General features: G+C 73.0%; 17 protein-coding genes and 1 pseudogene. 9 read left to right on the top strand and 9 right to left on the bottom strand.

What is annotated here, in order from left to right:
- Positions 1-295: 295 nt before the first annotated feature.
- On the bottom strand, positions 296-1,405 hold the full coding sequence (locus tag AB0435_RS03015; protein ID WP_366002489.1) for an FAD-dependent monooxygenase: 1,110 nt from the start codon (positions 1,403-1,405) through the stop codon (positions 296-298).
- 164 nt (positions 1,406-1,569) lie between these two features.
- Between AB0435_RS03015 and AB0435_RS03010 the strand changes: the two genes are divergently transcribed.
- Positions 1,570-2,514 (top strand): TetR/AcrR family transcriptional regulator C-terminal domain-containing protein, encoded by a 945-nt coding sequence (locus tag AB0435_RS03010; RefSeq protein WP_366426058.1) that lies wholly within the window; start codon positions 1,570-1,572, stop codon positions 2,512-2,514.
- Positions 2,515-2,541: 27 nt separating this feature from the next.
- Here AB0435_RS03010 and AB0435_RS03005 read toward each other — a convergent pair whose 3' ends face one another.
- The 6 genes from AB0435_RS03005 to AB0435_RS02980 form a co-directional block, all read right to left on the bottom strand.
- On the bottom strand, positions 2,542-3,069 hold the full coding sequence (locus tag AB0435_RS03005) for a DUF4232 domain-containing protein (protein ID WP_366426057.1): 528 nt from the start codon (positions 3,067-3,069) through the stop codon (positions 2,542-2,544).
- Positions 3,070-3,477: 408 nt separating this feature from the next.
- Positions 3,478-5,700: a helicase gene (locus AB0435_RS03000; protein WP_366426117.1), complete on the bottom strand. Its 2,223-nt coding sequence runs from the start codon at positions 5,698-5,700 to the stop codon at positions 3,478-3,480.
- Between the two features lie 179 nt (positions 5,701-5,879).
- A complete protein-coding gene (locus AB0435_RS02995) occupies positions 5,880-6,743 on the bottom strand; it encodes an ABC transporter permease (RefSeq protein ID WP_366002492.1) in 864 nt (287 codons plus the stop codon).
- Positions 6,703-7,554, bottom strand: a complete 852-nt coding sequence (locus AB0435_RS02990) for an ATP-binding cassette domain-containing protein (RefSeq protein WP_366426056.1) — start codon at positions 7,552-7,554, stop codon at positions 6,703-6,705. Before AB0435_RS02990 ends, AB0435_RS02995 begins: the two co-directional genes overlap by 41 nt.
- Positions 7,554-8,006 carry a MarR family transcriptional regulator gene (locus AB0435_RS02985; RefSeq protein ID WP_366002494.1) on the bottom strand — a complete coding sequence of 151 codons (453 nt, stop codon included), beginning with the start codon at positions 8,004-8,006 and terminating at the stop codon, positions 7,554-7,556. The genes AB0435_RS02990 and AB0435_RS02985 overlap by 1 nt, the downstream gene beginning before the upstream one ends.
- Positions 8,007-8,093: 87 nt before the next feature.
- The gene (locus tag AB0435_RS02980) at positions 8,094-8,246 is read right to left on the bottom strand and encodes a hypothetical protein (RefSeq protein WP_366426055.1); all 153 of its coding nucleotides are present in this window, start codon (positions 8,244-8,246) and stop codon (positions 8,094-8,096) included.
- A 177-nt stretch (positions 8,247-8,423) separates the two neighbouring features.
- Between AB0435_RS02980 and AB0435_RS02975 the strand changes: the two genes are divergently transcribed.
- From AB0435_RS02975 to AB0435_RS02965, 3 genes are read left to right on the top strand one after another with little or no spacing between them, the layout of a single operon-like run.
- Positions 8,424-9,047, top strand: coding sequence for an energy-coupling factor transporter transmembrane component T (locus AB0435_RS02975; RefSeq protein ID WP_366002496.1), 624 nt, complete (start codon positions 8,424-8,426; stop codon positions 9,045-9,047).
- A 57-nt stretch (positions 9,048-9,104) separates the two neighbouring features.
- A complete protein-coding gene (locus AB0435_RS02970) occupies positions 9,105-9,665 on the top strand; it encodes a biotin transporter BioY (protein WP_366002497.1) in 561 nt (186 codons plus the stop codon).
- A complete protein-coding gene (locus tag AB0435_RS02965; RefSeq protein WP_366002498.1) occupies positions 9,662-10,342 on the top strand; it encodes an ABC transporter ATP-binding protein in 681 nt (226 codons plus the stop codon). Before AB0435_RS02970 ends, AB0435_RS02965 begins: the two co-directional genes overlap by 4 nt.
- 37 nt (positions 10,343-10,379) lie before the next feature.
- Here the strand turns inward: AB0435_RS02965 and AB0435_RS02960 are convergent, their stop codons facing one another.
- Positions 10,380-10,841 carry a hypothetical protein gene (locus tag AB0435_RS02960; protein WP_366002499.1) on the bottom strand — a complete coding sequence of 154 codons (462 nt, stop codon included), beginning with the start codon at positions 10,839-10,841 and terminating at the stop codon, positions 10,380-10,382.
- A 130-nt stretch (positions 10,842-10,971) separates the two neighbouring features.
- Complete coding sequence (locus tag AB0435_RS02955) at positions 10,972-11,835, bottom strand: uroporphyrinogen-III synthase (protein ID WP_366002500.1); 864 nt, start codon at positions 11,833-11,835, stop codon at positions 10,972-10,974.
- 147 nt (positions 11,836-11,982) lie between these two features.
- Here AB0435_RS02955 and AB0435_RS02950 point away from each other — a divergent pair, with 147 nt between their 5' ends.
- The 5 genes and pseudogenes from AB0435_RS02950 to AB0435_RS02930 all read left to right on the top strand — a co-directional run bounded on the left by AB0435_RS02950 (position 11,983) and on the right by AB0435_RS02930 (position 19,647).
- Positions 11,983-14,091 (top strand): molybdopterin oxidoreductase family protein, encoded by a 2,109-nt coding sequence (locus AB0435_RS02950; RefSeq protein ID WP_366426054.1) that lies wholly within the window; start codon positions 11,983-11,985, stop codon positions 14,089-14,091.
- The gene (locus tag AB0435_RS02945; RefSeq protein ID WP_366002502.1) at positions 14,088-15,293 is read left to right on the top strand and encodes an FAD-dependent oxidoreductase; all 1,206 of its coding nucleotides are present in this window, start codon (positions 14,088-14,090) and stop codon (positions 15,291-15,293) included. The genes AB0435_RS02950 and AB0435_RS02945 overlap by 4 nt, the downstream gene beginning before the upstream one ends.
- 80 nt (positions 15,294-15,373) lie before the next feature.
- Complete coding sequence (gene nirB, locus AB0435_RS02940; protein ID WP_366002529.1) at positions 15,374-17,914, top strand: nitrite reductase large subunit NirB; 2,541 nt, start codon at positions 15,374-15,376, stop codon at positions 17,912-17,914.
- Positions 17,911-18,288: pseudogene (gene nirD / locus AB0435_RS02935) on the top strand (nitrite reductase small subunit NirD); the annotation flags it as partial. The gene nirB and the pseudogene nirD, both read left to right, overlap by 4 nt.
- 51 nt (positions 18,289-18,339) lie before the next feature.
- The gene (locus AB0435_RS02930) at positions 18,340-19,647 is read left to right on the top strand and encodes a nitrate/nitrite transporter (RefSeq protein ID WP_366002530.1); all 1,308 of its coding nucleotides are present in this window, start codon (positions 18,340-18,342) and stop codon (positions 19,645-19,647) included.
- Positions 19,648-19,711 lie beyond the last annotated feature (64 nt).

Raw genomic sequence — 19,711 nt, 5'->3', positions numbered from 1 at the left:
ATTTCCCAGGCCCTTCGGAGTTGTGCGCGCACTCTCCCTTTCCGGGATATCGACCAGGCCTCTGACATATGCCCTTCGAATGCGGACGGATGCCTGGGGGTGGCGCGCGGCGGCCGCGGGTCCGGCCGACGACCTGACGGCACATCACCCGATTTCGGCGACGCGACCAGGACCGGCTGCACGCGGGAGGCGGTCGGCCGCTGGCCGAGCGGTGGATCAGGCCGAGCAGAGACAGTCCGGACGGGGATATCGCTCTCTCTTCCAGCTGTTTGCGTGCTCAGGCTGGCGCCCCGGATCAAGCGTCCAGAGACATCGCGTTCTTGGCCTCGTCCAACGCTCCCTCGGGGGCCGCCCCGCCCGGGTTCGCCGTGGCGAGTGCCTGGTTGAGGGCGGCGAACGGGCGCAGGCGGTCCTCGTAGCGCGAGAAGGCGACGTGGTGGTCGCCGTCCGCCGTGGCGAGTTCGTCGGCCAGGACGTAGGCGCCGACCAGGGCCAGGCTGGTGCCCTGGCCTGAGAGGGGTGAGGGGCAGTGGGCGGCGTCCCCAATGAGTACCGCGCGGCCTGCGGACCAGCGGTCCATGTGGATCTGAGCCATCGCGTCGAAGTAGAAGTCGGGCGCCGCCCGCATCGCCTTCAGCAGCTCCGGGGTGTCGCCGCCGAGATGCGCCGTCCGGTCGGCGAGGAGTGCCTTCTGCCGCTCCGTGTCGCGGAGGTCGTGGTCGAGCGGCTCGGACCGGAAGCCGAGGTTGACCCTGAGCTCGGTGTTGTCGCGCGCCGGGTAGACGCAGTAGGTCGCGGCGGCGTCCTGGAGCCACACCTGCCAGTTGTCGAGGCCCAGGAAGTTGTCGGCGGTGAAGACCGCCAGATGGGCGCCGAGGTGCCGGATGAACCGCTCCTCCGCGCCGAACGCCAGGTGCCGCACCTTGGAGTGCAGGCCGTCCGCCCCGACGACCAGGTCGAAGGTGCGGGGCCGGCCGCGCTCGAAGCGGGCGTGCGCGCCGTCCTGGTCCTCGTCGATGGCGGTCAGGGAGTCACCGAAGAGGAACTCGACGCCGTCGGCCACGCGTTGGTACAGCAACTGCGTGAGGTCCTCGCGCAGCAGCTCGATGTCGTCGCTGTCGAGGCGGCCACTGCTGTACGTCATCTCGGTCGAGCGCCACAGTTCGTTGCCGTCGCCGTCGAGCATCGACATTCCACGCATGGTGGTGCGCGCTCGGCGCGCCTCCGCTAGGAGGTCCATCCGGTCGAGGACGTCGAGTGCGACGCCGCGGACGTCGATCGCGTGGCCGCCGGCGCGTATGCCGAGGGCCCGTTCGAGCACGGTCGGCGCGTAGCCGTGGTGCCGCAGCCGGTGGGCGAGGGTGAGCCCGGCGATGCCTCCGCCGGAGATGAGTACGGTCTTCACGGGAACTCCTTCGTACGGTGTACACACTGAATGTACGCCGTACGCGCAGGCGCGCAAAGCCCTGTTTTCCGGTCCTGTCCTAGGTCAGATGGGGTGAGAGGCGCCGTCTTCCCTGCTAGCCTCTGCCCTAGTACAGCCGAGCAGCAGCAGGGAGAAAAAGACGGATGGCCGCGCACACCGCCCCGCCTTATCTGCGCATCGCCGCCGAGATCCGCCGGCGCATCACCGACGGGGAACTCGCCCCCGGTGACCGGGTTCCCTCGACGCGTCAGATCGCCAAGGAGTGGGGTGTCGCGTCGGCCACGGCCACGAAAGTGCTCACCGCGCTGCGGCAGGAGGGGCTGGTACGGGCGCAGGAGCGTGTGGGCACGGTGGTGGCGGGGCCGAGCCGCCGTGCCGTGCCGGACCGTCCTCGCGTGGCCCCCGCTCCGGAGCGCGAGCTGACGCGTGACCGCATCGTGCGGACGGCCATCGAGATCGCCGACGCGGAGGGGCTGGCCGCGCTGTCGATGCGCGGGGTGGCGGCGCGCCTGGGCGCCGCGACGATGTCGCCCTACCGCTATGTGAACAGCAAGGACGACCTCGTGCTGCTGATGGCCGACGCGGTGCTCGGCCGGATGCCCCGCCCTTCCGAAGCCCCCGCCTCCTGGCGGGCCCGGCTGGAGCTGGGCGCCCGGTCGCTCTGGGCGGTGCACCGCGCGCACCCCTGGCTGGCGCAGATCGGCCCGCTCACCCGGCCGTTGGTGCTGCCCAACCTGATGACCTATTCCGAGTTGATGCTCAGCGCCCTCGACGGTCGCGGCCTCGACCCGACGACGATGCTCGATGTGAACATCCTCCTCTACAGCCACGTCCAGGGCCTGGCCGTCCAACTGGAATGGGAGGTCCAAGCCCAGGGCGCCACGGGCCTGTCGGAAGAGGAGTGGCTGGACAGCCAGACGTCCGCCCTCGCCGCGCTCACCTCGTCCGGCGACTACCCGACGTTCGGCCGCATCATCGCTTCGGTCTCGGAGACCGGCTACGACCTGCACCTCGACGAGCTCTTCGAGATGGGGCTGACGTCGATGCTCGACGGTTTGTCCGCCCTCATCGACGGCGGGCACGGCTGACGGCCGGCGCGGGGCCGGGCGGCGGGGTCACCCGCGTACGGGCACCGTGTTCGCCACCGCGGTGACGTGCAGTTCGCCGTTGTCGACGAGGTCACCGAGCTCGATGGTGCGGTACGTCGTGGCCGCGGGCGGAGTCACCCGCAGATAGGCCGCCTGGCGCGCGGCGGAGCCGGAGTGGGTCCAGGCGACGACGGCCTGGGCCGTGCCGCCGGGCTCGACGCGTACGACCTTGTTGCCCGGGTCGTCGGCGTACCACGTGCTGCCCCGGACCGCCTGCGAGGACAGCTCCTCATGCTGCGCGTTCTCCAGCCCCAGGCCCGGGTATCCGCGCAGGGCGCACTCCCGGGCGCCGGTGTTCCTGAACTCCAGCGTCGCTCCGGCGTGGTTCATCCCGCCGCCGAGACGGTTGTGGAACGAGACGCTCAGATTCGAGGCCGCGCAGGTCGCGAGCCCGGCGGAGCCCGCCGACGACGCCCCCTGGGCAACGGCTCCGGTTGTGAGCCCGGCGCTCAGCACGACGGCGGCGGCCCCGGAAAGGGCGAGTTTCGCGTTCATGCGGGGTATCACTTTGCGCTCCTTCGTACGGTGCGATGCGACCTGATCAAGGTCGTGATCCCGCCTACCCATAGGGCGCGCGTTCGAACACGAGGGGGTCGACAACCGGCCACGTCCGGGCTGCTGGTGACGGACGGGCCGGTCATGAGGTAGGCCACCGGCCACGGCGCCCGGAGGGCAACGGATCACACGTCGAACTCCGGCGGGAATCCGGTCCAGCGAAGGCCTTCCGGGAGGTGGCGCATGTCGTTGTGGGCGAGATGGAGATAGCGCGTCGCCGTCATGTCCGGAGCCCCCGTCGACACAAGTGATCTTGGTTGTCGACGGAACGGACGCCGGCTCCCCCGCTCCGGTTCCACCACCCCCGGCAGGGCTCGCCTCCGTACGGGCCCTGCCGGGAGACGCGGGTCAGTCCCGCGCGGCCAGCGGCTCCAGGCCCTCCGGGAGGTCCGTCGTGTGGATGACGGCCAGTCGCTGGGTGGGGCGGGTGAGTGCGACGTAGAGGTCGCTGACCCCGAACTCCGCCGGTTCCGCCACGATCACCGTGTCGAACTCCAGGCCCTTGGCCTGCCGGGGGTCGAGCAGGACGACCGGGCTGGTCAGGTCCGGGGCGGGGCCGGTGGAGGCGGTGGGGAGCGCGGCGGACAGCGCGGCGTGGTGGGCGCGCGGGGCGATCACCGCGAGGCGGGCCTCGTCGTGGGTCTCGCGTGCGACGGCGTCGGCGACCGCGCGGGGCAGGTCGCCGGTCCGGTGCGCCCAGGGCCGCACGCCCGTGGAGCGGACCGAGCGCGGCGGCGCGAAGGAGGGGTCAGCGGACCGGATCACCTCCGCCGCGACCTCCATGATCTCGGCGGGGGTGCGGTAGTTGACGCCGAGCCTGACGTGCTCCCAGCGGTCGTCGACGTACGGCGTAAGGATCTCCTCCCAGGCCCCGCAGCCGCCCGGCTCCGCGGTCTGCGCCGGGTCGCCGACCAAGGTCATCGAGCGGGTCGGGCAGCGGCGCATCAGCAGCCGCCACATCATCGCGGACAGCTCCTGCGCCTCGTCCACGATGATGTGGCCGAACGCCCAGGTGCGGTCGGCGGCGGCGCGCTCGGCGGCGCTGCGGTGGTCGGTCTCCTCGTGCCGGTCGGCGAGCCGTTCGGCGTCGACCAGGTCGTGGGCGGCGAGCACCTCCGAGTCCTCGTCGACGCGGTCCTCGAACTCCTGGGTGCGGGAGCCGTAGGAGAGGTCGAGCACGCCCTGCGCGTACGCGATGCGCTCCTGGCGCTCGGCCTCGGCGGCGGCGCGGGCGGCCGAGTCGTCCTCGCCGAGGAGCTCGGCGGCCTCGTCCAGGAGCGGGACGTCCGCGGGGGTCCAGGGGCCTCCCGCGCGGCGGATCGCGGCCGCGTCGGCGTCCGCGAGGTGGACGGGGTCGGCGAGGAAGTCGGCGACCAGCTCCCGCGGTGTGAGGAGTGGCCACAACTCGTCTATCGCGGAGTGGACTTCGGCACTGGCCGCGATCGCCTTGCCGAGCTGGGCGATGTCGTCGGGGCCGAGGAAGTTCGGCCCGCCGTACGGGTCCGCGCCGATGCGGTCGGTCAGCTGGGCGGTCAGCGCGTCGATGATACGGAAGGCGAAGTACGGGCGGGCGAGGTTGTGCGGCAGGTTGGTCTCACGCGCCTGGCGCCGGGCCTCCTCCGCGGTGGCCGCGTCCAGCAGCAGCTCGCCGTCCTCGTGGTCGATGACCCGCACGGGGTCGGGCAGGGTCTGCCGGTCGCGTACGCAGCGGGCCAGGGCGTCGGCCATCGTGGCGGCGCCCTTGACCTCCGCGGCGCGGGCGGTGTCGGTGCCGGTCGCGGTCACGCCCGGGAAGAGCTCGCCCGGTGTGGCGAGCAGGACACCGGTCTCGCCGAGCGAGGGCAGCACCTCGCCGATGTAGCCGAGGAAGGCGGGGTTGGGCCCGACGATCAGCACGGCGCGGCGGGCCAGCTGCTCACGGTGCGCGTAGAGCAGGAAGGCGGCGCGGTGCAGCGCCACCACGGTCTTCCCGGTGCCCGGCCCGCCCTCGACGACGAGGACGCCGTGGTGCGGTGCGCGGATGATCCGGTCCTGTTCGGCCTGGATGGTCTGCACGATGTCGTGCATGCGGCCGGTGCGCGCCGCGTCGAGCGCGGCGAGCAGCACGGCGTCCGCGTCGGCGCCCTCGTGGCCGGTGCGTTCGGCGTCGGCGAGGTCCAGGATCTCGTCGTGCAGGGCGGTGACCCGGCGGCCCTCGGTGGTGATGTGCCGCCTGCGGCGCAGCCCCATCGGGGTGTGTCCGGTGGCGAGGTAGAAGGGGCGCGCGACCTCGGCCCGCCAGTCGACGACCAGCGGGGTGCGGTCGGCGTCGTCACGGCGCATGCCGATCCGGCCGATGTGGTGGTCGCGGCCGTCGCGGAAGGCGAGCCGGCCGAAGCAGAGGCCGTTCTCCCCGGAGTTGAAGGCGGCGAGCAGGCCGGACTGTTCGGCGACGAGCACGTCCCGCTCCAGGCGCGCCTGGAAGGTGTTCCCGGCGGGCGACATGGCCGCCTTCACCGCGGCCTCGGCCTCGGTACGCAGTTCGGCGAGGCGCCCGTGGAGCAGATCGATGAATTCCTGCTCGCGACGCATTTCCTCGTTTGACAATTCGACTCCCGCCCGGATATGATGCATTCATAAAGCTTCTCCGTAACCCTGATTGCCCGGGTTGCGGAATTTTCTAATATACGCAGCGAAATACCCCGGCCGTCAATACGGTCCGGGGTATTTCTTTTTTCCGGGTGTGCGGCCGGGGTGCGGGAAGGCCTGGGTCAGCGGGCGAGACGGCCCAGCAGCGAGGCCGCCGCCGCGATGCCGAGGAGGGCGGCGGAGGCGAGGACGCCGAAGTCGAGGGCGAGACGGGCCGGGGTGCCGATGAGCAGCCCGCGCAGGGCGTCCACCTCGTAGCTCAGCGGGTTGACCGTGCTGACGGCCTTGAGCCAGCCCGGCATCGCCGCGACCGGGTAGAGCGCGTTGGAGCCGAAGAACAGCGGCATGGTGATGGCCTGGCCGATGCCCATCAGGCGGTCGCGGGTGAGGACGATCCCGGCGATCGACATGGACAGGCAGGAGAAGAAGGCGGATCCGAGCAGCACCACCACGACGACGCCCAGCAGCCTCAGCGGATTCCAGGTGAGGGCGACGCCCAGCACCGCCGCGAGCACGACGACGACCACGGCCTGGATCAACGCCTTGAGTCCTGCGGCGAACGCCTTGCCCGTGACCAGGGCCGCCCGGGGTGTGGGGGTCACCAGCAGCTTGGTGAGGACCCCGGAGTCCCGCTCCCAGATGATCATGATGCCGTAGAAGATGGCGATGAACATCGCCGACTGCGCGATGATCCCGGGGGCGAGGAAGTCGAGATAGGGGACGTTCCCGGTGGGAATGGCCCGGATCCGGGTGAAGGTCTCGCCGAAGATCAGCAGCCAGAGGGCGGGCTGGACGGCGCGGGTGTAGAGCTCCGTGCGGTCGTGGCGCAGCTTCTGCAGCTCCACCGCGCACATGGCCCAGGTGCGGGCCGGTATCACCCGCCACCCTCCGCGCGCCCGGGGCGGCGACAGCAGCAGGGCGAAGGGGGCTTCCGGCGGGACGGCGTCAGCCGACGCGGGAGGCGGTGCTGCGGGTACGGCGGACATCGCGGAACTCCCCTCCCCGCTCGTCGGCGCCCGGTTCGTCGAGTCCGCTGCCGGCGAAGTGCCGGAAGACGTCCTCCAGGGTCGGCGGCGCCGCGCCTTCCCCGCCCGCCTCCCGGCGGTCGGCGACCAGCCCGCTCTTGAGCTCCTCGGGGGTGCCGAGCGCCCGGATCCGCCCCCGGTGCATCAGGGCCACGCGGTCGCAGCGCCGGTCGGCCTCCTCCATGGAGTGGGTGGTGACCAGCACCGTCATCCCGGTGGCCGCGCGTATGCGGTTGATGCGCTCCCACACGCTGTCCCGGGCGATCGGGTCCAGGCCGACGGTCGGCTCGTCCAGGATCATCAGCCGCGGCGCGCTGACCAGCGCCTGCGCCAGCTCCAGCCGGCGCACCATGCCGCCCGAATACGTGGCCACCAGGCGCCCCGCGACATCGGCGAGGCCGACCGCCTCCAGGGCCTGGGCGACGCGGGCGGGCCGCTCCCGCCGGGGTGAGTCGAAGACCCGGGCGAAGAGGGCGACGTTCTCCCGGCCGGTCAGCGCGCCGTCGGCGGACAACTGCTGGGGGACGTAGCCGAGGAGGCGCCGCACGGCCATCTTCTGGCGGGCCGCGTCGTGCCCGAAGACCTCGACGACGCCGGGCGGTACGGGGAGCAGGGTGGTGATCACCCGCATCGTGGTGGTCTTGCCCGCGCCGTTGGGCCCGAGGAGGCCGAAGACCTCGCCGGGGGCGACCGAGAGATCCAGTCCGTCGACGGCGTCGACGTGTCCGAAGGCGTAGTGGAGTCGGGTGCAGCGGACGGCGGGTGCGGTCATCATGCCTCCCCTGTGTCACGGAGCGACCGGGCGAGCCTGCGCAGGGCGGGCAGCGCCGCGGCCAGGGCGGCCTGGTCCTCGGCCGGGAGGGTCCGCACCCGCGCGTGGAAGAGCGCGCCGCGCCGGGCGTCCCAGGCCCGCAGCCGCTCCTGGCAGGCCGGGGTCGGGAACAGCATGGCGACGCGGCCGTCGCGCGGATCGGCCTCGCGGCGCAACAACCCGGCCTTGACCAGCTGGTTGACGAGGGTGCTCACGGAATTGGCCGCCAGATAGAGCTCGTTGGCGGCGGCGGAGACGCCTATGCCGGGGCATTCGGTGACGACCCGCAGGAGTTCGGCCTGGGCACCGCGCAGACGTGGCTTCGCCAGCCCGGCCCACAGTCTGCGCCGGACCAGTCGCTGGATGCCTGTCAGCACTCCGGCGAGCTCGTCGGAGAGGCCGTCTGCGCTCACTCGTCCAGCGTACCTCTGTATGAGAGGTACAGAAGGGGCCGCGGACATTGATGTCCGCGGCACCCGGCCGTCGTACGCCTTCCGCTGTCAGCGCCTGCGACGGCCCGCGTAGAGCATGCTCGCGCCGGTGACCACGAAGAGCCCGGCGGAGACCTCCAGTCCGACGGCGCCGGGGGTGCGGTCGCCGGGGGTGACGAGGTAGGGATCGAGGAGTCCGGCCGGGTCGCGGAGCAGGGTCACCCGCTGCTCCCCCGTGCCCGGCCGAACATGATCTCCGCAAACGTATCCGACATCCCGGCCGGCCGCGGGCGAGGGCCGGGGCCAGGGGGCCGTCGGGAGGCCGGGGGTACGGTGAGTGCCCGAAGATCCGCCGGACACCGGCCCTCTGCCGTACGGACCACGAGGTACTCACCAACCATGCTGAGCCTGCACCACGACGCGCGGTCACCCGTCCACGCCCTGCCCGCCGGGGTGAAGCTGCTGGTGCTGTTCGCGGCGGGCACGGCCCTGTTCTTCGTCACGTCGACGGCCGTGCTCGGCGCGGCCGTCGTGGGGGTCGGGCTGTGTTACGCGCTGGCCCGCGTCCCCTGGCGGACGGCGGGCCGGCAGTTGCTCACGGTGCTGCCGTTCGCCGTCTCGGTCGTGGCCGTGCAGTGGCTGTTCACCGGCTGGGAGACCGCCGTGCTGGTGGGGCAGCGGATCGTGGTGCTGGTGATGCTGGCCAATCTGGTCACGCTGACCACCAGGACCTCCGCGATGATCGCGGCGATCGAGGCGGCGCTGCGGCCGTTGAAGCCGCTGGGGATCAGGCCGGAGCGGGTCGGTCTGGTGGTGGCCATGACGATCCGGTTCATCCCGGTGATCAAGGAACAGGCCGATCAGGTGCGTGCCGCGCAGCGGGCACGCGGAGTCGAGCGGAGCACCGCGTTCCTGGCCCCGCTGCTGGTCAAGACGTTGCGGCTGGCGGACGGGCTGGGCGAGGCGCTCGACGCCAGGGGCGTCGATGGCCCCCGGCGGCCGGAGGAGACGCGCCCTCTATGATGACCGGCTGGAGCGAGAGGCGCTCGGGGCCGGGGGTCGGGGTTGCGTACGAAGGACATGGCACAGATCGCGCTGTTCGCAGCGATCATGGTGGTGCTGGGCTTCTTCCCGTTGATCGAGCTGCCGCTCGTCCCGGCGCCGTTCACGTCCCAGACGCTCGGTGTGATCCTCGCGGGTTCGATCGTCGGCGCGCGCCGGGGCGGTCTGGCGATCCTGCTGTTCGTGGTGCTCGTGGTGATCGGGCTGCCGGTGCTGCCGGGCGGCCGCGGCGGGCTCGGCGTCGTCCTCGGGCCGACGGGCGGTTTCATCCTGGCCTACCCGCTCGGGGCGTACGTCACGGGTCTGCTGACCGAGCGGCTGTGGAAGCGCTACAACCAGTGGACCGCCATGCTCTGCAACCTCGTCGGCGGGGCTCTCGTGCTCTACGCCGTCGGCATCCCGTGGATGGCCGTCGCGGCGCACCTGCCGCTGGAGAAGGCGGTCACCGGCTCGGTGGTGTTCCTCCCCGGTGACCTGGTCAAGGTGGTGATCGGCTCGCTCGCGGCGGTGACCGTGCGCAGGTCCTACCCGATGATCGCGCCCGGTACGCCGCGCGCCGCCGGGAACGAGCGCGCGTGATCGAGATCGACGGTGTGAGCCAGTGGTTCGGCGAGCGGCGGGTGCTGCGGGACGTCGACCTGACGCTCCGTGAGGACCGAATCGGCGTCATCGGGTCGAACGGCTCGGGCAAGAGCACGTTCGCCCGGCTGCTGAACGGCCTGCTGGTGCCCTCCGCGGGCCGGGTCCGCGTGGACGGGCTGGACACTGGCCGCAAGGGCAGGGAGGTCCGGCGCGAGGTCGGCTTCGTCTTCCAGGACCCGGACATCCAGATCGTGATGCCCACGGTCGCCGAGGACCTCGCGTTCGGGCTGAAGCGCCACCGGCTGAGCAAGGCGGAGACCGGCCGGCGGGTGGACGAGGCGCTGGCGGAGTACGGGCTGGGCGAGTTCCGTGACCACCCGGCGCATCTGCTCAGCGGTGGCCAGAAGCAGTTGCTGGCGATCGCCGCGGTGCTGATCACGGGACCCCGGTACGTGGTCTTCGACGAGCCGACCACGCTCCTGGACCTGCGGAACAAGCGCCGGATCGGCAAGCTCGTCCAGGAGCTGGAGCAGAAGGTCGTGGTGGTCTCGCACGACCTGGAACTGCTGGCGGAGTTCGAGCGGGTGATCGTCTTCGACGGTGGCCGGGTGGTCGCGGACGGCCCGGCGAAGGAGAGCGTCGCGGCGTACGTCGCGATGCATCCGCCGCTGTAGCCGGCCGCCTCCCGGACGGGCGGCCACGCGGCGGTCGTCAGCCGCCGAGCTTCTTCGGGGACGGGAGCGGCACCGGGTCGCCCGACCTCGTGAAGGTGTCCTTCCTGCCCGCCGCCCAGGAGACGACGAGGGTCTTGCCGTCCGAGCTGTCCACGGTGCCCGCGGTGCGCTCGGTGTCGCCGTCCGCGCACTTCAGCGCGAGCTTCGCCGGCCGGTCCTTCTCGTCGACCGTGCCGGTGCAAGCGCGCTTGCCGTTGTTCGCGTAGACGATGGCCTTGCCCTGGGTGATGGTCATGCCGACCATGCCGTCGTCGGAACGGGCTCCGTAGACACCGTCGTAGTGCCCGGGCGCACCGGTGGCCGGCGAGTCGCCCCCGGTCCCGGACGGTGTGCTCGCGGACGGCTCGTCGGCGGACTTCTTGTCACCGCCACTGCCGCAGCCGGTCATCAGCACAGCGGCGACCAGCGCCACCCCCGTGTACTGCGCTGCTCTGCGCACGTGACGTCCCTCCCTCGTGGGGCCCCGGGCGGGGCCTGATCCACAAGCTAACAGCCGCACGCGGCACCGGGCGGCGAGATTTTCCCCACCTTCGCCTGTTCCCGCCGTATACGTCCCCTGCCGCCGGTCCTCAGCGGCCGGGCTCGCCCGGGGCGCCGTGGCCGCGTCGGTCCAGGAGATCGGTGAGGGTGCGGACGAGCGGGCCGAGGCGCCCGCGTTCGGGGTAGTGGACCGGGACTCCGGCCGTGCGCAGCGGCTCGGCGCAGAGCTCGCCGACGCAGACGACGGCGACGTCGGAGCGGAGTGCCGTGAGCACGTCCTCCCGGCGGCCCGCGGCGGCCGCGGCCTCCAGGAAGGCGACGGCGGCCGGTGCGCTGGTGAAGGTCAGGGCGTGGAGGTCGCGGCGGGCCGTCGCGTCCACGAGGCGGCGTACGGCCTCCGGTTCCTCGGGCGGCCCCCAGCGGTAGACCGGCACCTCCATCACCTCGGCGCCGCGTTCCCGCAGGGCCGCGGTGAAGCCGCGCATGGGCGCGCCGTGTTGCTGGACGGCGACGCGGCGGCCGCGGAGGTCGTGGGAGAGGAGCCAGCCGAGCAGCTCGCGGCCGGCCTCGGTCGGCGGGGAGAACACCTCGGCGAGACCACTGCCCCGGACCGCCCCGACGGCCTTGGGCCCGCGGGCGACCACGGCGGCCGGCCGGCAGGCGCGGAGGAGCGCGGCGCCGTGGCCCCAGCCCTCGGCGGCGCTCATCCAGCCGCGCCAGCCCACGCCCGTGGTGACGACGACGTAGTCCAGGGGTGCGGCGAGGCAGCGTTCGGTGGCGGCGCGCAGGGCGGCGTCGTCGCCCAGGGGTACGACGCTCAGGGTGGGGGCTTCGATGACGCGGGCGCCCCGGCGGAGCAGCAGTGCGGTGAGTTCCTCGCGTCGGCGTGCCGCTGTCACGCCGACGGTGAAGCCCGAGAGCGGCCCTGTGTCGGTGGTGTCGGTGGTACTCATCAACGCAGCTTCTCCCCGCGGTGTTTCAGGGAGGTTGCGGAATTGTCAGCCCGAGGGGGCGCCGCGTCATCCGGGGTAACGGCTTCGTGCCGTCGGCGCAACACCGGCGACGTGGGGGCGTAACGGGTGAAGGTCACCATTCCTTTCATGGTGAGCACCGATACCCACTGTCCGTACTGCGCGTTGCAGTGCGGCATGGGGTTGCGTCCGGCGGCCCCCGGGGGAGCGCCCGGCGCGCCCGCCGTGGAGGTCGTGGAGCGCCCCGGTTTTCCCGTCAACCGCGGGGCGCTGTGCGGCAAGGGGCGGAGCGCCGCGGCCGTGCTGGCGGGTGCCGCGCGGCTGTCGGCCCCGCTGGCCCGCGACCCGCGCACGGGCACGCTGCGCGAGGTGTCGTGGGAGCGGGCCCTGGATCTGGTGGCGGCCGGTCTCGGCGGCGCCGCGGAGCGTCATGGCCGCGCGGCGGTGGGGGTGTTCGGCGGGGGCGGGCTGACCAACGAGAAGGCGTATCTGCTGGGGAAGTTCGCGCGGGTGGTGCTGCGCACCCCGCACATCGACTACAACGGCCGGTTCTGCATGTCGTCGGCCGCGACCGCGAACCGCGCGGCCTTCGGCGTGGACCGCGGGCTGCCGTTCCCGCTGGAGGACATCGCCACGGCGGACTGCGTCGTCCTGGCGGGCGGGAACCCGGCGGAGACGATGCCGCCGGCGCTGCGCTACTTCACGAGGATGAGGGAGAACGGTGGCCGGCTGGTCGTCGTCGACCCCCGCCGTACGCGGACGGCCGAGCAGGCCGACCTGCATCTGGCCCCGGCGCCCGGCACGGATCTGGCACTGGCGGCGGGGCTGTTGCACGTGGTCATAGCCGACGGGCTGCTGGACCGGGAGTTCATCGCGGACCGCACGACGGGGTTCGCGGAGGCGCGGGCGGCGGCGATGGCGCACTGGCCCGAGCGGGTGGAGGAGCTCACGGGGGTGCCGGTGCCCCTCCTGAGGGAGGCGGCCCACCTCTTCGCGCGGGCCCGGTCGGGCATGGTGCTCACGGCCCGGGGCGCGGAGCAGCACAGCAAGGGGACGGACACGGTCCGGGCGTGGATCAACCTGTGTCTGGCCACGGGCAAGGCCGGCCGGCCGGGCAGTGGGTACGGCTGTCTGACGGGTCAGGGCAATGGGCAGGGCGGCCGTGAACACGGGCAGAAGTCCGACCAGTTGCCCGGCTACCGCTCCCTGACGGACCCGCTTGCCCGCGCCCATGTGGCCGGTGTGTGGGGGGTGGATCCCGACGAGCTGCCCGGTCCGGGGGTGTCCGGTTACGAGCTGCTGGACCGGGCGGGCACGGCGGACGGGGTGCGGGCGCTGCTGGTCATGGGCTCGAATCCGGTGGTGTCGGCCCCGCACGCCGCTCATGTCACCGACCGGCTGCGGTCGTTGGACTTCCTCGTCGTCAGCGATGTCGTGCTGTCGGAGACCGCGGCGCTGGCGGACGTCGTGCTGCCGTCGGCGCAGTGGGCGGAGGAGACGGGCACGATGACCAATCTGGAGGGCCGGGTGATCCTGCGCCGGGCCGCCGTCGCTCCTCCCGAGGGGGTGCGGAGCGATCTGTACGTCCTGAAGGAGCTGGCCGACCGGCTGGGCACCGACAAGGGTTTTCCCGACGACGCGGAGGAGGTCTTCGAGGAGCTGCGGCGGGCCTCGGCGGGCGGTGTCGCCGACTACGCCGGTATCAGTTACGCCCGGATAGGGGCCGAGGACGGGGTGTTCTGGCCGTGTCCCGACGAGGGGCACCCGGGCACGCCGCGGCTGTTCCTGGACCGCTTCGCGACCCCGGACGGCCGGGCGCGGTTCGCGGGCGTCGGCCACCGCCCGCCCGCCGAGGAGACCGACGCCCGCTTCCCGCTGTACCTCACGACCGGCCGGGTGGCGTCGCAGTACCAGAGCGGCGCGCAGACCCGGCGGGTCCCCGCGCTGAACGCGGCCGCGCCCGGCCCGTTCGTCGAGCTCCATCCGCGGCTCGCGGAGCGGCTGGGCGTCGGCGAGGGGCAGTTGCTGACGGTGACGAGCCGCCGGGGCCGGGCCACCGCGCCCGCGAGGATCACCGACACCGTCCGGCCCGACACCGTCTTCATGCCCTTCCACTGGGCCGGCCGGGGCCGGGCCAACACGCTCACCAACCCCGCGCTGGACCCCGAGTCGAAGATGCCGGAGTTCAAGGTGTGCGCGGTGCGCGTCGAAGCGGCGGCCGAGGAGGAAGCGTCATGACGGCCCGGCGGATCGCGGTGGTAGGCGCGGGCATGGCCGGGGCCCGCTTCGCGCAGCAGCTCCTGGCCCGTACGGCTCCGGGCACCGTGGAGCTGACGCTGTACGGGGCCGAGCCGGACGGCCCGTACAACCGCACCCTGCTCACCGAAGTGCTCGCCGGGCGCTACGACGGTGATGCCATCTGTCTGCCGTACGGGCCGGGCGCAGAGATCCGCACGGGCGCCGAGGTCACCGCCCTCGACCCCGCCGGCCGGACGATCTCCCTGGCCGACGGCTCCACCGCCCGCTACGACGCGCTGGTGCTGGCGACGGGCGCCGAGCCCGTGCTGCCGCCGCTGCCGGGGCTGTGCGGGCCGGGCGGCGAACGGCTCGGGGGGGTCCACACGTTGCGCACGCTGGCCGACTGCCGCAACGTGATCGATGAGGCGGGACGGGCGGCGCGGGCCGTCGTGGTGGGCGGCGGGGTGCTGGGGGTCGGGGTCGTGCGGGCGCTGGCCGCGCGCGGTCTCCCCGTCACGCTGGTCCACCAGGGCCCCTGGCTGATGGACCGTCAACTGGACGGCGGGGCGGCACGGATACTGACGGCCGCCCTCTCGGCCCTGGGTGTCACGGTGCGCGCCGAAAGCCAGGTGCGCGCCCTGCGCGGCGCGGACCGCGTCACCGCCGTGGAGCTCACGGACGACCTGCTTCCGGCCGATCTCGTGGTGTTCACGTGCGGGGTCCGGCCGCGCACCGGGCTGGCGCGCGCCGCCGGGCTGGCGGTGCGCGAGGGCGTCGTCGTCGACGACACCCTGGCCACCTCCGCCGCCGGGATCCACGCGATCGGGGACTGCGCCGAACACCACGGCACCGTCCACGGCCTGTCCGGCCCCGCCTGGGCACAGGCGGACGTGCTCGCGGCCCGGCTGTCCGGGGCCGACCCCGGTGCCCGCTGGCCGGGCAGCCGCCCGCTGACCCGGCTGACGGCCGGCCCCTTGCAGCTCGCGGCCTTCGGCCCGCCCGGCGACGGCGCCGCCGACGCCTGTGACGTGCTCCGCGTCGCCGACGCCAGACGAGGCACGTACAAGAAGCTCGTCCTGCGCGGCGACCGGCTGGAGAGCGCCCTCCTCGTCGGCGACCTGACCGCGGTGGGCGGCCTCATCCACGTCTGGCGGAGCGACGAACAGCTGCCCGCCGACCCCCTGGACCTCATCCGCACGTGATCGTGACCGAAGGAGCCCCACCCGTGACGTCCCCACTCCCCGCCCCCAGCTGCCGCCGTCTGGTCCTCGTGGGACACGGCATGGTCGGCCAGCGGTTCCTGGAAGCCCTCTTCGAGCAGGAGGGGGCGAGCGAGCGCTGGCAGGTGACCGTGCTCGCGGAGGAACCCCTCCCCTCGTACGACCGGATGCGCCTCACCTCGGTGTTCACCGGCACCGCGCCCGAGGAGCTGGCGCTGTGCCCGCCCGGCTTCGTCGACGAGCACGGCATCGAGCTGCGCCTGGGGGACGCCGTCACCGGCGTGGACCGCGAGGCGCGGACCGTGCGCACCGCGTCCGGCCACCGGGTGGACTACGACGTGCTGGTCCTGGCCACCGGCTCGTACCCCTTCGTGCCGCCCCTGCCCGGCCACGACACCGAGGGCTGTCACGCCTACCGCACGCTGGAGGACGTGGACGCCATCCGCGCCCACGCGGCGAAGGCCCGGACCGGTCTCGTCGTGGGCGGCGGGCTGCTGGGCCTGGAGGCCGCGGGGGCGCTGGGGGCACTGGGCCTCCACACCCATGTGGTGGAGTTCGCGCCGCACTTGATGGCCGTGCAGATCGACTCGGCCGGCGGCGCGCTGCTGCGGCACAAGGTCGAGGCGCTCGGGGTGTCCGTGCACACCGGTGTGGGCGTCGAGCGGATCGAACCCGGCCCCGACGGGCGGGTCGGCGCGGTGAAGCTGTCGGACGGCACCCGCCTGGAGGCGGACCTCGTCGTCTTCGCCGCGGGCGTCCGGCCCCGCGACCAGCTCGCCAGGGAGTGCGGCCTGCCCGTCGGCGAGCGCGGAGGCATCGTCGTCGACGCCGCCTGCCGCACGGCCGACCCGCACATCCGCGCGATCGGCGAGTGCGCGCTGGCCGCCGACGGCAAGGTCTACGGCCTGGTGGCCCCCGGCAAGGCCATGGCCGAGGCCGTCGCCCGCGAACTGGGCGGCCAGGAGGGCAGCTTCACCGGCGGCGACACCTCCACCAAGCTCAAGCTGCTCGGGGTGGACGTGGCGAGCTTCGGGGACGCGCACGGCCGTGCCGAGGACGCCCTGGAGGTGCTGTACGCCAACAGCCGGTCGGGGGTCTACAAGAAACTGGTCGTCGACGCCGACGGCGCCCTGCTCGGCGGCATCCTCATCGGCGACACCGACTCCTACGCCTCGCTGCGCCCGCTCGCCGGGAACGGCGAGCCGCTGCCCATCCCACCGGAGCAGCTGGTCCTGCCCGCCGCGGCCGGCCGGAAGGCGCTCGGCGCGGGGTCCCTGCCCGACGAGGCCGTCGTCTGTTCCTGCCACCACGTCAGCAAGGGCGCGATCAAGGCGGCCGTCGGGGAGCGGGGCTGCCACTCCTTGGCCGCGGTCAAGAAGTGCACCAAGGCCGGTACGGGCTGCGGCAGTTGCGAGAAGCTCGTCGGCGAGATCGTCACCGACGAGCTCGGGGCGGCGGGCGTCGAGACCACGCGCGGCCTGTGCGAGCACTTCACCCAGTCGCGCGCCGAGCTGTACGAGATCGTCCGCGTCAAGGGCATCACCACCTTCACCCAGCTGGTCACCGAGCACGGCAGCGGGCAGGGGTGCGCGGTCTGCAAGCCCGTCGTGGCCTCCATCCTGGCGGGGCTGGGCGACACCCCGTACATCCTCGACGGCGAGCAGGCCGCCCTCCAGGACACCAACGACCACTTCCTCGCCAACATCCAGCGCAACGGCTCCTACTCCGTGGTGCCGCGCATCCCCGGCGGTGAGATCACCCCGGACGGCCTGATCACCATCGGGGCCATCGCCCGTGACTTCGGCCTCTACACGAAGATCACCGGCGGGCAGCGGATCGACATGTTCGGCGCCACGGTCGACCAGCTGCCCGCCATCTGGCGCCGCCTGGTCGACGCCGGGTTCGAGTCCGGGCACGCGTACGGCAAGTCCCTGCGCACCGTGAAGTCCTGCGTGGGACAGACCTGGTGCCGGTACGGCGTGCAGGACTCCGTGGCGCTCGCCATCGAGCTGGAGCTGCGCTACCGCGGCCTGCGCTCACCGCACAAGCTCAAGTCGGCCGTGTCCGGGTGCGCCCGCGAGTGCGCCGAGGCCCGCGGCAAGGACTTCGGGGTGATCGCCACGTCCGCCGGCTGGAACCTCTACGTGGGCGGCAACGGCGGCACCTCGCCCCGCCACGCCGACCTGCTCGTCGAGGACGTCGACCACGACACCCTCATCCGGACGATCGACCGCTTCCTGATGTTCTACATCCGCACCGCCGACCGCCTCGAACGCACCGCGCCCTGGATCGAGCGGCTGGAGGGCGGGCTGGACCACCTGCGCGCCGTCGTCGTCGACGACACCCTCGGCATCTGCGCCGACCTCGACGACCTGATGTCCCGTCACATCGTGGGCTACGAGGACGAGTGGGCCGCCACCCTCGCCGACCCCGAACGCCTGCACCGCTTCTCCTCCTTCGTCAACGCCCCGGGCACCCCCGACCCCGCCGTGCGCTTCGTACCCGAACGCGCCCAGATCCGCCCCGCCCGCGCGGACGAGGACGGCCACGGCCTCCCCGTCCCCGTGGGCATCGCACTCGCAGGGAAGGCATCCGCACGATGACCGACGCCACGCTCCCCCACCCCCAGGAGCCGCCCCCCGCCCCGGCCGGACCGATCGTGGAGATCGGTGACGGCACCACCTGGACACCCGTGTGCCGCTACGCCGACCTCACCCCCGGCCGGGGCCGCGCCGCCCTGGTCGACGGCGAGCAGGTGGCGCTCTTCCGCGACGGCTCCGGCGCCCTGTTCGCCCTCACCAACCGCGACCCGTTCAGCGGCGCGTACGTCATCTCGCGCGGCATCACCGGCAGCCGGGACGGCGTGCCGGTGGTGACCTCACCGATGTACAAGCAGTCCTTCGACCTGCGCACCGGCACCTGCCTGGACGAGGGGGACACCGTCGACGGCACGCCGCCCGTACTGCGCACCTGGCAGGTCCGTACGGTCGAGGACCCGCCCGCCGGCGCGCCGCCACCCGCCCGGACCCTGACCGAGTGGCACCCGGAGGACCCCGGCTTCTGGGAGCGCACCGGCGCCCGCGTCGCACGGCGGAACCTCGTGCTGTCCGTCGTCACCGAGCACATCGGCTTCTCGGTGTGGAGCATGTGGGCGGTGCTCGTGCTCTTCCTCGGCCCGGAGTACGGCATCGACCCGGCCGGCAAGTTCACGCTCACCGCCCTCCCCACCGCCCTCGGGGCGCTGCTGCGCCTGCCGTACGCCTGGGCCGTCACCCGCTTCGGCGGCCGCAACTGGACCCTGTTCAGCGCCCTGCTCCTGCTGGTCCCGACGGTGTCGGTCGTGATCGTGCTCGAACCGGGGGTCTCCTACACCACCTTGCTGGTCACGGCCTGCGTGGCCGGGGTCGGCGGCGGCAACTTCGCCTCCTCCATGGCCAACATCAACGCCTTCTACCCGCAGCGGCTCAAGGGGCGGGCCCTGGGCATCAACGCGGGCGGCGGCAATCTCGGCGTGCCCGCCGTCCAGTTGGCGGGTCTGCTCGTGCTGGCCACGGCGGGCGCGGGCCACCCCCGGCTGCTGCCGGTGCTCTATCTGCCGCTGATCCTGCTCACCGCCCTCCTCGCCGCCCTGCGCATGGACAATCTGCCGGCCGGACGGGAACGGCGGCCCGTCCTCCGGGAGGTCGGGCGCGACGGGCACACCTGGGCGCTGTCGCTGCTCTACATCGGGACGTTCGGGTCGTTCATCGGCTTCGGCTTCGCCTTCGGGCAGGTCCTCCAGGTGCAGTTCCACGACCAGTTCGACACTCCCATGAAGGTCGCGTACCTGACGTTCATCGGCCCCCTGCTCGGGTCGCTGTCCCGCCCCTGGGGCGGGGCCTGGGCGGACCGCTTCGGCGGTGCGCGGGTCACCCTGGCGACGTTCGTGGCCATGGGGGCGTGCGCCGCGCTCATCCTGGTGGCGTCACGCCACCACTGGCTCGCGGGCTTCTTCGCCGGGTTCGTCGCGCTGTTCGTGCTCAGCGGTCTCGGCAACGGCTCCACCTACCGCATGATCCCGGCCGTCCACGACGCGCGGGCACGGGCCGCGATCGCGGACGGCGCGGACCCGGCGGCCACCCTGGCCGGGGCGCACCGCCGCGCGACGGCCCTCATCGGCCTCGCGGGCGCGATCGGCGCCCTCGGCGGCGTGCTGGTCAACGTCGCCTTCCGCCAGTCGTTCCTCGCGACGGGGCAGGGCGACGACGCGTACATCGCCTTCCTGTGCTTCTACGGGGTGTGCGCGGTGGTGGTGCACTGGGTCTACAACCGCCGGGCGGCGGTGGCCCGGGTGTGAGCGAGCGGACGCCCCGGGGACCGGGCCGAACGTACCGTCCCCTTACGCGAGTCGAGGGAAGGTG

This window comes from Streptomyces sp. NPDC051173, assembly GCF_040689515.1.
In the GTDB taxonomy this organism is placed as follows: domain Bacteria; phylum Actinomycetota; class Actinomycetes; order Streptomycetales; family Streptomycetaceae; genus Streptomyces.
This window is presented reverse-complemented; position numbering and strand designations above follow the sequence as displayed.

What these genes read in the sequence shown, in the direction of transcription:
- AB0435_RS03010 (WP_366426058.1), top strand. Translation starts at nt 1,570, where the DNA reads ATGGCCGCGCACACCGCCCCGCCTTATCTGCGCATCGCCGCCGAGATC.
- AB0435_RS03005 (WP_366426057.1), bottom strand. Translation starts at nt 3,069, where the DNA reads ATGAACGCGAAACTCGCCCTTTCCGGGGCCGCCGCCGTCGTGCTGAGC.
- AB0435_RS03000 (WP_366426117.1), bottom strand. Translation starts at nt 5,700, where the DNA reads ATGCGTCGCGAGCAGGAATTCATCGATCTGCTCCACGGGCGCCTCGCC.
- AB0435_RS02995 (WP_366002492.1), bottom strand. Translation starts at nt 6,743, where the DNA reads ATGTCCGCCGTACCCGCAGCACCGCCTCCCGCGTCGGCTGACGCCGTC.
- AB0435_RS02990 (WP_366426056.1), bottom strand. Translation starts at nt 7,554, where the DNA reads ATGACCGCACCCGCCGTCCGCTGCACCCGACTCCACTACGCCTTCGGA.
- AB0435_RS02975 (WP_366002496.1), top strand. Translation starts at nt 8,424, where the DNA reads ATGCTGAGCCTGCACCACGACGCGCGGTCACCCGTCCACGCCCTGCCC.
- AB0435_RS02970 (WP_366002497.1), top strand. Translation starts at nt 9,105, where the DNA reads ATGGCACAGATCGCGCTGTTCGCAGCGATCATGGTGGTGCTGGGCTTC.
- AB0435_RS02955 (WP_366002500.1), bottom strand. Translation starts at nt 11,835, where the DNA reads ATGAGTACCACCGACACCACCGACACAGGGCCGCTCTCGGGCTTCACC.
- AB0435_RS02950 (WP_366426054.1), top strand. Translation starts at nt 11,983, where the DNA reads ATGGTGAGCACCGATACCCACTGTCCGTACTGCGCGTTGCAGTGCGGC.
- AB0435_RS02945 (WP_366002502.1), top strand. Translation starts at nt 14,088, where the DNA reads ATGACGGCCCGGCGGATCGCGGTGGTAGGCGCGGGCATGGCCGGGGCC.
- nirB (WP_366002529.1), top strand. Translation starts at nt 15,374, where the DNA reads ATGGTCGGCCAGCGGTTCCTGGAAGCCCTCTTCGAGCAGGAGGGGGCG.